Raw genomic sequence first — 13564 nt, 5'->3', positions numbered from 1 at the left:
TCGGAGGGGCTTTTTGTTGAGAACAGGTTTATTTTTTCTGAGACCGCTGAATAGACTACTAGAGAGAGCTGCCGATTGCCAAACGAATAAGGAGGGATTCATCATGGACTGGATTGATTTGTACGTGTACGAAGCCATCCGCCATGTCCCAAGAGCAAACCGTCCTAAGGCGGAGAGCGAACTGCGGCAGACGATAGCGGAACGCTTGCCGAACGATCCGACCGAATCCGAGATCAAACAGGTTCTCGCAGATTTAGGGGATCCCGTCTATTATGCCGGAACGTTCAGTGGAAGGAAGTCATATTTGATCGGACCCGTGTTGTTCCCGAAATACGTCGCCCTGCTGAAAATCCTTGTGCCGGTCGTCCTGCTCGTCATGACGTTCACCTTGCTGTTCGCGGAGTTCATGACCTACAGCGGACCGCTCCTGCCGGCCATCCGCTCGTTCACGGCAAGTCTGTTCGAAGTGCTGTGGAACGTCGGTATCCAGCTCGTCTTCTTCGTCACGCTCGTCTTCTTCCTGATTGAGCGGTTTGCCGGGGAAGAGTTCGACACGAAACATCCGTGGAAGGTCGAACGGCTTCGCTCGACGCAAAAATCGTTCAAGGAGAACCGGATACCGAAATGGAGCATCATCGTCGGCCTCATCTGGACGATCACCTGGTTCATGATCTATCTGAACTCCGCCCGTCTGAATCGTGTCGTCGAGTCGACGAACGACGGATTCCGTACCGTCTCGCCGATCTTCAACCAAAGCTTTTTGGATTCCTTGCTCTACTTCGTCCTGCTGCTCGTCGCCTGTGAGGTGGGCATGGCCGTCTACAAGTGGATCAAAGGCCACTGGACGTACCCGCTCGCGACCGTGAACCTCCTTTACAACGTCCTCTTCTCTACCTTGCTCATCCTGTTCCTGACATCTGACCGGTTGTTCGACCAACGCTTCACCGACCTTCTTGCGAGCAACAGCGGTCTTGGCGAGACGATATTCCGGATCCCGATCATGACGATCATCTTCATCACCGTCACCGTCGCTGCACTCGATTCGTGGGACGGTTTCCGTCGTGCTGCGAAACGCAGCGATCGCGGGCATCACGTCAGCTTCACTTGACGACGAAAAGCCTTCTCCTCCGTAAATGGAAGAGAAGGCTTTTTTGATTACGGTGTTCACTTGATATCGAACGACATCTGCTCCCCTGCTTCGACCGTCTTGCCGACATCGACGACCGCCTTGCGGTCCCCGCTGTTCGTGATGATGATCGGCGTCAGCATCGAAGGGACGAGCGGACGGACTTGTTCAAGGTCGACATTCAGGAGCGGTGTACCCGGCTCTACCCGGTCGCCTTGCTTCGCGAGTGCCTCGAATCCTTTTCCATCGAGCGATACGGTGTCGATACCGAAATGGATCAGGATCTCGTCACCGTTGTCCGCGAGGATGCCGATCGCGTGCTTCGTCGGGAAGAAGGTCGTGATCTCACCGGCGACCGGCGAAACGACATACCCTTCAGTCGGTTCGATCGCGAACCCATCACCCATCATGCGTCCGGAGAAGACCTGATCCGGCACGTCGTCGAGCGAACGGATCACACCGCTGAGCGGTGAGACGAATCCGGCGAACGGAGTGTGCGCCTCGACCGGCGAGACACCTGTGCCACCGCGGCGTTCCTCATCACCGGTCGGAACTTGCGGCATCGGGTCCGCTTCCGGTTTGACCGGAGGCTTGTAGTTCGGATCACGCATGATGTCTGCGATTTCCGATTTCAACGCATCGGATTTCGGTCCGAAGATCGCTTGGACGTTCTCCCCGACCTCGAGGACCCCCGCAGCGCCCAGTTCCTTCAAACGATCCTTGTTGACTTGCGTCCGGTCGTTGACCGTGATCCGGAGGCGCGTGATACACGCATCGAGGTGTTTGATGTTCGATGCTCCGCCGAACGCCTGGAGCACTTCATAAGGAAGCTCCCCGGCAGTCGCGCCTTGCGCGGCAGGACCTTCCTTCAAGTCCTCGCGACCCGGAATCTTCAGGTCGAACTTCTTGATGACGAAGCGGAAACCGAAGTAGTAGATGACGGCGAAGGCGAGACCGACCGGGATGACGAGCCACCAGTCCGTCCTGTTCGGCAGGATACCGAACAACGTATAGTCGATCAGTCCGCCTGAGAACGTCATCCCGATCTTGACGTTCAGCATGTGCATGATCATGAACGAGAGACCAGCGAAGACGGCGTGGACTGCGAACAAGAGAGGTGCGACGAACACGAACGAGAACTCGACAGGTTCCGTGATACCCGTCAGGAAAGACGTCAAGGCTGCCGAGAAGTAGAGACCTTCGACGGCTTTGCGTCGCTCAGGGGCGACCGTATGGTACATCGCGAGACAGGCAGCCGGAAGACCGAACATCATGAACGGATATTTCCCGGTCATATAGGTCCCGGCAGTGAATGGTACCCCGTCCTTCAGCTGAGCGAAGAAGATCCGCTGATCCCCGTTGACGATATCGCCCGCCTCACTCGTGTACTGGCCGAACTGGAACCAGAAGCTCGAGTACCAGATATGGTGAAGACCGAATGGGATGAGTGAACGCTCGATGAGACCGAAGATGAAGGCAGAAACTGTGACGTTCGACTCGATGATCGTCTTAGAGAACGTGTTGATCCCGTCACCGATCGGCGGCCAAACGAAGGACAGCGCAAAACCGGCGATGAGACTGAACAGCGCCGTAGCGATCGGTACGAATCGTTTCCCGGCGAAGAAGCCAAGGAAGTCAGGTAGTTTGATCTTGAAATATTTATTATAGCTGTAGGCTGCAATGAGCCCGGCAATGATACCTCCGAATACCCCCATTTGAAGCGTCGGTATCCCGAGGACCGTCGCATAGGACAAGTCACTCGCCTGTTGTGCTTCCGAGACTTTCTCCGGCGTGATTTTGAGGAAAGAACTGATGACCTTGTTCATGATCAAGAAACCGACGATTGCAGCCAACCCTGCGACCCCTTCTCCGTTCGCAAGGCCGATCGCGACTCCGACAGCGAACAGGAGACCTAAGTTCGCGAAGATGATGTCACCCGCATCCTGCATGATGCGCCAGATGACGACGAGGGCGTCATTCTCAAGGAATGGCAGATACTGTGTCAGGTTCGGGTTTTGAAACGCCGTACCCAACGCGAGCAAAAGCCCCGCTGCCGGCAAGATCGCTACCGGAAGCATCAATGCCTTCCCGATCCGCTGCAGGACGCCAAACACATTTTTCCACATTGGTCGTTCCCCTCCTTTTTATACAAACTACTTACTTCTTACCCAGAAAAGTTCATAAACGAAACGACATGGAGACACAAAAAGGCCCTCCCACTTGAAGAAGTAGGAGGGCCCGTGTCCATTAGACAGTCTTGCTTGATTTACGTGAAGCGATGACCGATTGGATCTCAGACTTGATGTTGTCTGATTTCGGCCCGTAGATTGCCTGGATGTTGTTACCGACCTCAAGGACACCGGCTGCACCGAGTTTCTTGAGCTCGTCTTTGTTTACTTTCGACTTGTCGAGTACTTCGACACGAAGACGTGTGATACATGCGTCAAGGTGCTTGATGTTCGACTCCGTACCGAGTGCGTCAAGGATGCCTTCAGCGAGTTCAGAACCTTGTGCGCCTGACGTCTCTTGTACTTCGTCCTCACGGCCTGGCGTCTTCAAGTTGAACTTGCGGATCGCGAAACGGAAACCGAAGTAGTAGATGACAGAAAGAACGAGACCGACGACGATGACGAGCCACCACTGCGTGCGTCCTGGAAGAACACCGAAGAGGAGGAAGTCGATCAGACCGCCTGAGAACGTCATACCGATCTTGACGTTGAGCAACTGCATCGTCATGAACGAAAGACCAGCGAAGACCGCGTGGACTGCGAACAGGATCGGTGCGACGAAGAGGAACGCGAACTCGATCGGCTCCGTGATACCTGTAAGGAACGCTGTGAGTGCCGCTGATCCAAGAAGACCACCGACGACCGCGCGACGCTCTGGACGTGCTTCATGGTACATTGCGAGTGCTGCTGCTGGAAGACCGAACATCATGAACGGGAATTTACCAGTCATGAACGTACCAGCTGTGAGCTCGACGTTGTCTTTCAACTGCGCGAAGAAGATCGCCTGGTCACCACGGACTACATCTCCAGCCGCGTTCGTGTACGAACCGAACTCGAACCAGAATGGCGCGTAGAAGATGTGGTGAAGACCGAATGGGATCAATGAACGTTCAATGAGACCGAAGACGAACGCCGCGAGTGTCGGGTTCTTCTCCATCATGAAGTGCGAGAATGTGTTCAATCCGTCTTGCGCGAAAGGCCAGACGAATACGAGCACGAGACCTGCGAACAATGAAACGACTGCTGTCACGATTGGTACGAAACGCTTACCAGCGAAGAAGCCGAGGAATTGCGGCAATTCGAGGTTGTGATACTTTCCGTAGGCCCATGCTGCGAGAAGACCGACGATGATACCTCCGAATACACCTGTTTGAAGCGTCGGGATACCGAGGACGTTCGCGTAGCCTTGACCGTTAGCGACCATCTCTGGTGTAACGCCGAGCCATACGCTCATCGTCTTGTTCATGATCAGGAATCCGACGATCGCAGCGAGTCCGGCTGCGCCGTCTCCTGCAAGACCGATCGCGACACCGACCGCGAATAGAAGCGCCAAGTTACCGAAGATGATGTCTCCAGCTGCTTCCATGAGTTTTGCGATACGAATGATCGCATCCGCTTTCAGGAACTCGAGCCGTGAAGTCAAGTTCGGGTTTTGCATCGCGTTACCGAATCCAAGCAGGATCCCTGCTGCAGGCAAGATTGCGACTGGCAGCATCAACGCTTTACCGACACGTTGAAGGACGGCAAAAATCTGTTTGAACATCTGTGTTTCCTCCTCTTTGAATGAATGAAATAAGGAATAATACCGACGACGGGTACGAAAAAAGTCAGACATCCGACCGATTTTTACGGATAAAAAAATCAGGCACAAGAGGAAGTAGACAAAATAGACTGGTCCCGTCGATGATGTCTCACCAACGTCCCTTTCATTTCGTCCGACTTACCACTCATGCCTGATCGTATCAGTAACACGTAGTCCGTGCGGTCATTTACCTGAATCGTACTGCACCAAGCGTTGCAGATGCATCGTAAGATACGTCGCCTCGCCTCGCGGCACTGCTTTCTTCAGCTGACGTTCCATGATGGACATCAGCTCCCATGCAGTATCATAGCACAGGGGATATTCTTCCCGCAATAGGTTTTCTACTTTTTCTGGAGCCTCTAGAAACTCCCCATTGGAAACCCTTTCAATGGCCGAACGGAGATGCCTGATCAAGCGCTTGTAATCAAGCGATTTCCGGTCGATCTTGATGCCGAGCCGCTGTTCGATGTGTCCAGCGATCAATCCGACGAGCTGATGATGCCGGTTGACCTCAAGGACATCCTTGAAGTTCGTCGCCGAATGGATATGAAGCGCGATGAATCCGACCTCGGCAGGCGGCAGGTAGAAGTTGAGTTCTGCCCCGATGAATTCGACGATCTCCTCTGCGAGAGCAAACTCCTCCGGATAGAGCGCCTCTGTCTCGGAGAGAAACGGATTCGTCACTTCCATCCCCTGCTCGAGCCGCTTGAACGTGAACGTCAAGTGATCCGTCAAACCGATATGGATATGCTCGTCGACCCGTTTACCGAAACGCGTCTCGATCATCGAGACGATATCGTTCATGATGGCGATGAAGTTTTCATCGACCTGGCCGACGAGCGCCTTGTACTGTGCCTGTTCTTCCTTGTCCTTGAGCGTGTACACCTTCTCGAGCTTCTCAAGGTCCGTCAATTGATCGCCCGGCTTCTTCCCGAAGCCGATTCCTTTCGCGAGGACGATGACTTCTTGGTCTTCACCAGTCGAACAAATGACGACATTATTATTCAATACTTTTATAACGTGGTACATTTGTTTATCCATTCGCTTCAATCCAATCTCAATTGATGGGTGCTACTTTTCAGTATACTGTTTTTTAAGCCACTAAAAAAGCCTACTATAAGAGTAGACTTCAGAACATTTGGTATCCGCTCTTACGCAGGAAGCGAATCGACAGCCCGGCCGCGACGATTCCGAGAAGTCCAGCTGTGAACATCAGCACATCTGCAGTCTGCAGCCCGCTGAAACGGTCACCGAGATTCGCGAAGGCCGTGCTTGATTTCGTGATGTAGTCGATTGTCGACTGGTTGTCGATCATCATGATGATGATGACCGGATAGACGACGAGCATGATCCATGTGCTGCGGAGCAGCATGTTCAAGATGAAGCCGATGCTGAAGAACATGACCAGGTAGAGAACGCTACCGATCACGGCTTGAATGATATGCATGATGTATCCCCCTAAACAAAACTCTCCATCCAGTATACCCGACAAAAAAGGCAAATGCACGACTGTACATTTGCCTAAAGTATGAACTTAGAATTTACCTTTTTTGAACGCGAGTCCGACCTTCTTCAATTCGAGGAAGTGTTTGTTGTCGATCACTTTCTTCATGAAGGCAGCATTGCGGCCGTAGATCTTCTTGCCGAAGACCATGCCGATTCCGTCCTTATGGCCGAGCGAAGCGACAGTACCTTTGCTCTCGTAAGTGAACTTCGATGTCGGACGGCCTGCGATGAGCGCCGCGATGTTCTCAGCGACCTTATGCGCCTGTTGCGTCGCGATCTGAGCTGTCGGCGGGTATGGACGGTTCGAGACCGGATCCATGACCGCTGAACAGTCGCCGATCATGAAGACGTTGTCGTGGCCCGGTACGCGGAGGTCTTCCTGTACCATGACGCGGTTACGGACCGCTTCGAAACCTGATTCCGCTACGACCGGGCTACCGCTGACGCCGCCTGTCCAGATGACAGTCGCCGCTTCGATCGTCTCAGTCGTCTCGCCTTGGAGCGGACCGAACGTCACGCTGCCTGGAGCCGCTTCCTTGATGCCGTTTCCGAGCTTGAACTCGACGCCTTGGCGTTCGAGCCATTTGTGCGCGTAGTTGACGAGATCCGCGTCGAATCCTGGGAGGACCGTCGGAGCTGCCTCGATGTTGACGATGCGAACGAGTTCGCGCGGGATGTCGTACTGTTTGCAAAGCTCAGGGATTCGGTTGACGAGCTCACCCATGAACTCGATTCCTGTGAACCCTGCGCCACCGACGACGATCGTCAAGAGGGAACGGTCGACTGAACCAGTCGTCTTGTACTGAGCGAACGAGTACTCGATGTGCTCCTTGATCTTACGGACGTTGTTGAGCGAGCTGATCGTCATCGCGTTCTCTTTCAGACCTTTGATGCCGAACGTCTCAGGCACTCCGCCGAGCGCGACGACGACGTAGTCGTAAGAAACAGTAGCACCATCTGCAAGCACGACTTGCTTCGCAGCTGTATCAACCTTTTGGACGATTCCCTTCACGAGTTTGACGCGTGATGGATTGATGACATCATTGATGTAGATGCGTGCTTGTTCCGGCGACATCGTACCTGCCGCAGGCTCGTGGAGCCACGTCGTCTGGTAGTGATAGTCGTGTTTATTGATCAACGTGATGTTCGCTTGGTCCACGCCGAGCTTCTTTTGGAGGTTGACTGCTGTGATGAGTCCACCGTAGCCGGCTCCAAGAATAACGATGTTAGGTGTGTTCATTGTCTAATACTCCTTACTAGATGATGGTTTTGTTGTGATTCCTTTCACATTCGAAAACAGATGAGTGCCTTGAAACTTTGTTCAAATAATGTTCACATCTCTATACGTACATTGAACCATTTTCCATAACGGATTGCAAAAGAAAAATGCGCAATCACTCAAAAAATCAGAACGTTTCCCGGATTGTACGAACGGCTCTCACTTCCTATATAATGGACTCATCCAACCATATAGGAGGAAGACACATGCGCGAAACTTATGATGTAACGATCATCGGGGGCGGCCCCGTCGGTCTGTTCACCGCGTTTTATGCCGGAATGCGTCAGATGAAGACGAAGGTCATCGAGAGTCTGCCACAGCTCGGCGGCCAGCTCGCGACGCTCTATCCGGAAAAATATATCTACGACATCGCCGGCTTTCCGAAAGTGAAGGCCCAGGACCTCGTCGACCGTCTGCTCGAACAGGCGAACGAATTCGATCCGACCTACGTCCTCGGTGAAACCGTCGTCGCATACGAACGTCTCGAGGACGGGACGTTCCGTCTCGTCACGAACAAAGGAGAACACTTCACGAAGTCGGTCATCCTGACGGCCGGAAACGGATCGTTCGCTGCCCGTCCGCTTGGCGTCGCTGACGCTGAACGGTTCGAGTCGAGCAATCTCCACTACTTCGTCAACGAGATGGAACGCTTCCGTGACCGGCAAGTCGTCCTGCTCGGCGGCGGCGACTCGGCTGTCGACTGGTCACTCATGCTCGAGCCGATCGCGAAATCGGTCACGCTCGTCCATCGCCGGGACAAGTTCCGTGCCCATGAACATTCGGTCGAATTGCTCAACCAGTCCTCCGTCCAGGTGATGACGCCGTATACGCTCGAGTCTATCACCGGAGAGGAAACAATCGAAACCTTGACGTTCAAGCACGCCGAGACGGATGATGTCATCGTCGTCGCGGCGGACGACGTCGTCTGCAACTTCGGCTTCGTATCGTCACTCGGTCCGCTCAAGGAGTGGGAAGTCGAGTTCGAACGCAATTCGATCCGTGTGAACTCGCGGATGGAGACGGCCATACCGGGCATCTTTGCTTGCGGCGACATCGCGACGTACGACGGGAAGGTCAAGCTGATCGCGACCGGCTTCGGTGAAGCGCCGATCGCCGTCAATCAGGCGAAGCTTATCGTCGATCCGGCTGCCCGTCATCCGCAACACTCGACGAGCCTGTTCGAAAAAGTGAAGAACGTCTGACTGCTCGAAACGACCTGAATACCCCCGACGAACCGGCACCTGAGTACGCGCCGCGTTCGTCGGGCTTTTTTATGCCGCCCTGTATGACGACAACACAAGAAAAAACGAACTCCGCCGGATTCATCCTCAGGCGGAGTTCGTGTCGTTCTGTTTTATATGCCTCCTTCCCGTCACCCTGCCTCTTTCAACTCTTGATACGGATTGACGCGTGAGGCGATCTCAGCAGGCAAGAGCGACGCGATGATCCCAAACAGAATCGGGAGCAACAAGGATACGCCGATCAACAACGGCTTGTCCCAAGGAACGAGATCATACAGGAAGTAGATCGACAGATAGGTGAGCGACAGGCCGAGTATGCCGGATACGAGCCCGACCACCGTTCCTTCGAGGACGATCAGATGACGGACCGAGCGATTCGACCACCCGACGGCCTTCAAGACGGCCAGTGACTGCCGGCGATCGGAAACATTCTGCCACATGATCTCCCCCGTCGTCAAAATGGCGATGGCGATCGCGACCCCCATCGTCACATAATGCATCGGTCCGACCTGCAGCGCGACGAACTGACCGAGCCAAGACGTATAAAGCACGCCCTGCAGATGGTACGTCACGAAGAGAAAGAAGGTCAGGAGTGCCGTCGGGAGAGCAATCGAGAAGACCGACAGGAGGTTCCTTTTCCATTTGCCGAAGATCTCCTTAAGGGCAAGCGTCCAGGTTGAGCGCAGCGCAAGTTTCAGATGGGATGCCCGCGCGTACTCTCCAGTCTTGATCGCTTCATATGGGGAGATGCGGCGAATCGTCCATGCGGACCATGCCGCTCCCGTCAGATAGATGGCGAGGCTGAACGCCCCGATCAGAACCAGACTGCCAAGATTCATCCTTTCCTGCTGGATGTAGGAGAATACGGCTTCGACGAGCGTCGCGACGAACGAGACGAATCCTGCGAGCAGCAGCGCTTCCAGCGCGACGACCCGGTATAGGTCCTGCGTCCGCCAGCCGAGTGCAAGCAGGACGGCGAATTCCTTCCGCCGCGCAAGCATCGAGACATAACTCGTCGCGAGTACGTAGACGACAGCGACGGCGAGCATCGCGAAGATGACACTCGAGAAGCCGACACTCGTTTCACGGAAAATCGTGATGGCAGCGCCGATATGGATCCATGGCTGTTCGATCCAGCCGAGCGCCTTCCCGTCTTCAATGACTTTCGTGACGACCGGTTGCGGAGAGGAACCTTTCGTGATCGTCGCAACGAGTCCGGTCTCGCGTTCGATCGTCTGCTTGACCTGCTGCAGGATGCGTTCGGATTCTTCACTGACCTTCGCGCTTCCCTTGATTTTAAGACGAATGGACGAAATCGACTTGTCACCGTAAATCATCTTCGCACTGTCGATCGTCGTCAGGATGCTCGGCGAGTTCGTCAGCAGGCCGACCGGGTTGCCGGACGTATTGATCGGCCGTGCCGGATTGACGGGCTGTCCCGCCTCATCGAGTACAAGCTCAGCAGATGACGGCCGGTACGTTTCCATCGGCAATTCGTTCAACGGGTCTTTTGATACCCGAATCTTATCCGGATCATAGAGACCGATGATATTGAAGCGGACGCTCGGACTCAAGTAGGCCCACCCTTCCGACAGATCGTCCCACGTCTTCTTTTCAAGCGAATGGGCCGTGCGGTAGCCGTTTTGCGGCAGCATGCCGTCAAGGATCCAAGGATTCGTCACCTTCACCTTGTTGCTCGCGATGGAGTACGCCTTCTGCCAGCGCTTCGGATACGGACTCGTCTCTTCCTGATAGGACAAGGAATCCGTTTGGACAGCCAGCTGGGCGAAATCCAGCACCTTCGCCCCCTCGAGATCCTTCGAGAGGGGAGCGGACGTCTTGTTTCCCGAAAGGAGATTGAAATACGTCTGCTCGACGTCCTTCGATGGAATCGTGATGTGCTGCAGTTCCTGACTCTTCGTCGCGGCTAGCACCTCCCGTCCCTTCTCGCCTGACGGAATCTTGGAATAGAACGCGCGCTGGTCCTCTTCTACCTCGAACGGGACGTCCAGCCGCTCGACGACGAATTCAAGGGTTCCTCGATTGAAGGAGTTCGGATTGATCAGAACCGGAAGTTCCGTGAAGTTCTTGTCGCCATCCACATACGTCGCACGGTCCTCGCGACTGAAGTAACGATGTTTCCCTTTTCCTTTGAAGACACTCTCATCCAGTCCGACGAGTCGCGCCTCCTGTTCGGGATCGATGGCGACGATCATACTGTACATGCGCGGCAAGATGTAGCTGTTGTCCCCATTGTCCGCGGAAAACATAGCGGGGACATCCGGCTCTTCGGCCACCCCGCCTCTGACCAGGTATGCCGAAAGTTCCGAGATCACTTCCTTCCCAAAACCGGTCTCATCCGTCTGGCGTTGTGTCACCCGGTAGATCCCCTTGTCATTCGGCAAGTGAATTTTGTCCGGGACGTCGAGTCCGAGCTGAGTATATCCGAGAACGGCGACCGGCGCCGCGATCTCGACGTCTTGCATTCGTTTGATGTGTTCATACTGGTTGAACGAGATGTCCCCGTTGATTCCGTTCAAATAATTCGGCTCAAGCAGATTTTCGGACTCCGTCGCAGCCATGCTCCCCTTCGGTCGAACGACGATGTCATAGGCAGACGACCACTTCTTTTGCAGCGTCGCTTCGACCGTCCCTTGGCTGCTATCGGTCAAGTTGAACATCAGGCTGAGCCCGGCACTGATGACGAGCGCACCGATCAACGTCAAAAGAAACTTATAACGCTGCCTGCGCCAGTTGTTGAGGACGAACTTCAGCATATGCCCACCTTCCTTCTGTCCTCGACGATGCGGCCATCCTGCATGAACAGGATCCGGTCGGCCCGTTCCGCGAGCTCCAAGTCATGCGTGACGAAGAGGATACCGCACTGCTCTTCGCGGTGCAGTTCGAGCAGTAGCTGAAAGATGTTCTCTCCGTTGACCGAATCGAGATTCCCGGTCGGCTCGTCGGCAAGGATCCAGCGCGGTCGGTTGATCAGCGCCCGGGCGATTGCGACACGCTGTTGTTGTCCGCCGGAAAGTTGAGAAGGCAATGCCTGCTGTTTTTCGAGAAGACCCACTTTCGAGAGTATGTATTGAATACGCGCTTCTTTGTCACCTGCATCCTTTTGTTTCAATAGCGGGATGAGCAGGTTCTCCTTTACCGTCAAGGAAGGGAGGAGATGAAATTGCTGAAAGACGAAGCCGATTTCCTCTGAACGGAACGCGGAAAGCTGCCGATTCTTCCACTTCGTGATGTCGTTTTCGCCATAGTGGATTTCTCCGGACGTCGGCCGATCGAGCGATCCGATCAAGCTGAGGAAGGTCGACTTCCCTGACCCCGACGCCCCGACGATCGCTGTCAACTCATCCGGCCGGAACTGGCAATTCAGTTGATCCAATACGGGCGTTTTAAGACCGCCTTGTTGAAACGAATGCGACACATCCTTGATCGTGATCTCCATGAAATCGCTCCTTTTTACAAAATAAGGTAACATTTAGTGTATAGTTGTTCGAATATTTTGTCTATTTTAGTTTTGTACAAAGGGGAAATCCAAATCCTCTTGGCCCCTTCCCACTCACAAACAGACAAAAAATCCCGATCGGCGGTGACGAGGTTTTCCCTCGCCCGCCTTTCAGGATTCGACCCGTTCGAATACGCTAGTTCCCTGTCCCGTTCAAAGCGGCAGACGCCCTTCACGATGATTCCTGATTTCCTCAAGTATCAGGCGATCGAGCCAGTCTTCGACGCGCATGAACCGGTAGCCCGCCCGCTTCGCTTCCGACGTATCCATATAGAAATCGTCTTCCGGAGCGAGCGGTGAATGCGGCTCTCCCGAGTCTGCGAACGTCGAATGCGTCCCCGCCGCTGCATCGATCTTCGCCATCAGCTCCTTGATCGTCAACACGCCTTCGCTCGCCGCATTGATCGGACCTGTGATGTCGGCGCGACCGCACCATTCGAGGAAGCTCGCCGCCTCATAGCTCGAGATGTACCCCATCCTGGCGTTGACGTTCTGCGCGACGACCGGCTCCCCGGTCAGCGCCCGTTTGACGTGGAAGACGAGGCGCTCCGTGTAGTCGTCGTTGCCGAGCACGACCGGGAAGCGGACAGCGACGACTGGAAACGTCGCACGCTGGAAGAAGTAGCTCTCAGCCTGACGTTTCCCTTCACCGTAGTCATGCTCGCGTTCGAGGTCGTATTTCCCGGGAAACGGATTGTACGACTTCTCCGTCAGATTCGCCCCACCCTTGTCATAGACGGACATCGTCGAGGTGAGGATGTATTTCCCGACGCGCCCTTCGAACGCATCGACGGCGAGCTTCGCCTGGTACGGCGAATAGCAGATGTTGTCATAGATGACGTCCCAGTTCTTCGTCCCGAGGTCCTGCATCGTGCTCGAGGACGTCCGGTCCCCTTTGAAGAACGTCAACCCTTTTGCGACTGGCGGTGTATGTTCCCCCCGCGTGACGATTGTGACGTCGTCCCCTGCATCGGCGAGCCTGAGCGCGAGTCGCCGTCCGAAATACCTTGTCCCTCCGAAAATCAATACCTTTCGCATCTGAATCCCTCCCGAATGGAATATGGATCATTCACCTTTCTACT

Annotated in this window: 10 protein-coding genes; 2 read left to right on the top strand and 8 right to left on the bottom strand. The window is 54.6% G+C overall.

Going from position 1 to position 13564, the window contains the following annotated elements:
* The first annotated feature begins 103 nt into the window (after window positions 1–103).
* On the top strand, window positions 104–1108 hold the full coding sequence (locus DFG60_RS02805; RefSeq protein WP_114570218.1) for a hypothetical protein: 1005 nt from the start codon (window positions 104–106) through the stop codon (window positions 1106–1108).
* A gap of 56 nt (window positions 1109–1164) precedes the next feature.
* Here DFG60_RS02805 and ptsG (DFG60_RS02800) read toward each other — a convergent pair whose 3' ends face one another.
* The 5 genes from ptsG (DFG60_RS02800) to DFG60_RS02780 all read right to left on the bottom strand — a co-directional run bounded on the left by ptsG (DFG60_RS02800) (window position 1165) and on the right by DFG60_RS02780 (window position 7682).
* The gene (gene ptsG / locus DFG60_RS02800; RefSeq protein WP_114570217.1) at window positions 1165–3252 is read right to left on the bottom strand and encodes a glucose-specific PTS transporter subunit IIBC; all 2088 of its coding nucleotides are present in this window, start codon (window positions 3250–3252) and stop codon (window positions 1165–1167) included.
* Between the two features lie 121 nt (window positions 3253–3373).
* Complete coding sequence (gene ptsG, locus DFG60_RS02795) at window positions 3374–4897, bottom strand: glucose-specific PTS transporter subunit IIBC (protein WP_114570216.1); 1524 nt, start codon at window positions 4895–4897, stop codon at window positions 3374–3376.
* 222 nt (window positions 4898–5119) lie between these two features.
* On the bottom strand, window positions 5120–5977 hold the full coding sequence (gene glcT, locus DFG60_RS02790; protein ID WP_114570215.1) for a glucose PTS transporter transcription antiterminator GlcT: 858 nt from the start codon (window positions 5975–5977) through the stop codon (window positions 5120–5122).
* An 88-nt stretch (window positions 5978–6065) separates the two neighbouring features.
* On the bottom strand, window positions 6066–6383 hold the full coding sequence (locus DFG60_RS02785) for a YuiB family protein (RefSeq protein ID WP_114570214.1): 318 nt from the start codon (window positions 6381–6383) through the stop codon (window positions 6066–6068).
* Between the two features lie 87 nt (window positions 6384–6470).
* Window positions 6471–7682, bottom strand: a complete 1212-nt coding sequence (locus DFG60_RS02780) for an NAD(P)/FAD-dependent oxidoreductase (RefSeq protein WP_114570213.1) — start codon at window positions 7680–7682, stop codon at window positions 6471–6473.
* A gap of 245 nt (window positions 7683–7927) precedes the next feature.
* Between DFG60_RS02780 and DFG60_RS02775 the strand changes: the two genes are divergently transcribed.
* Window positions 7928–8923, top strand: a complete 996-nt coding sequence (locus DFG60_RS02775; protein ID WP_114570212.1) for an NAD(P)/FAD-dependent oxidoreductase — start codon at window positions 7928–7930, stop codon at window positions 8921–8923.
* 170 nt (window positions 8924–9093) lie between these two features.
* Here DFG60_RS02775 and DFG60_RS02770 read toward each other — a convergent pair whose 3' ends face one another.
* The 3 genes from DFG60_RS02770 to DFG60_RS02760 all read right to left on the bottom strand — a co-directional run bounded on the left by DFG60_RS02770 (window position 9094) and on the right by DFG60_RS02760 (window position 13520).
* The gene (locus DFG60_RS02770) at window positions 9094–11739 is read right to left on the bottom strand and encodes an ABC transporter permease (protein WP_114570211.1); all 2646 of its coding nucleotides are present in this window, start codon (window positions 11737–11739) and stop codon (window positions 9094–9096) included.
* Window positions 11733–12422 (bottom strand): ABC transporter ATP-binding protein, encoded by a 690-nt coding sequence (locus DFG60_RS02765; protein WP_114570210.1) that lies wholly within the window; start codon window positions 12420–12422, stop codon window positions 11733–11735. Before DFG60_RS02765 ends, DFG60_RS02770 begins: the two co-directional genes overlap by 7 nt.
* 213 nt (window positions 12423–12635) lie before the next feature.
* Window positions 12636–13520, bottom strand: coding sequence for an NAD-dependent epimerase/dehydratase family protein (locus tag DFG60_RS02760; protein WP_114570209.1), 885 nt, complete (start codon window positions 13518–13520; stop codon window positions 12636–12638).
* Window positions 13521–13564 lie beyond the last annotated feature (44 nt).

It is taken from the genome of Exiguobacterium flavidum, assembly GCF_003344535.1.
Taxonomy (GTDB): domain Bacteria; phylum Bacillota; class Bacilli; order Exiguobacteriales; family Exiguobacteriaceae; genus Exiguobacterium_A; species Exiguobacterium_A flavidum.
The sequence above is the reverse complement of the archived record's forward strand: the minus strand, read 5'-3'. Positions and strand labels throughout refer to the sequence as shown.

Coding starts and splice junctions, on each gene's coding strand:
- DFG60_RS02765 (WP_114570210.1), bottom strand. CDS start 12,422: ATGGAGATCACGATCAAGGATGTGTCGCATTCGTTTCAACAAGGCGGT.
- glcT (WP_114570215.1), bottom strand. CDS start 5,977: ATGGATAAACAAATGTACCACGTTATAAAAGTATTGAATAATAATGTC.
- DFG60_RS02785 (WP_114570214.1), bottom strand. CDS start 6,383: ATGCATATCATTCAAGCCGTGATCGGTAGCGTTCTCTACCTGGTCATG.
- ptsG (WP_114570216.1), bottom strand. CDS start 4,897: ATGTTCAAACAGATTTTTGCCGTCCTTCAACGTGTCGGTAAAGCGTTG.
- DFG60_RS02780 (WP_114570213.1), bottom strand. CDS start 7,682: ATGAACACACCTAACATCGTTATTCTTGGAGCCGGCTACGGTGGACTC.
- DFG60_RS02775 (WP_114570212.1), top strand. CDS start 7,928: ATGCGCGAAACTTATGATGTAACGATCATCGGGGGCGGCCCCGTCGGT.
- DFG60_RS02770 (WP_114570211.1), bottom strand. CDS start 11,739: ATGCTGAAGTTCGTCCTCAACAACTGGCGCAGGCAGCGTTATAAGTTT.
- ptsG (WP_114570217.1), bottom strand. CDS start 3,252: ATGTGGAAAAATGTGTTTGGCGTCCTGCAGCGGATCGGGAAGGCATTG.
- DFG60_RS02805 (WP_114570218.1), top strand. CDS start 104: ATGGACTGGATTGATTTGTACGTGTACGAAGCCATCCGCCATGTCCCA.
- DFG60_RS02760 (WP_114570209.1), bottom strand. CDS start 13,520: ATGCGAAAGGTATTGATTTTCGGAGGGACAAGGTATTTCGGACGGCGA.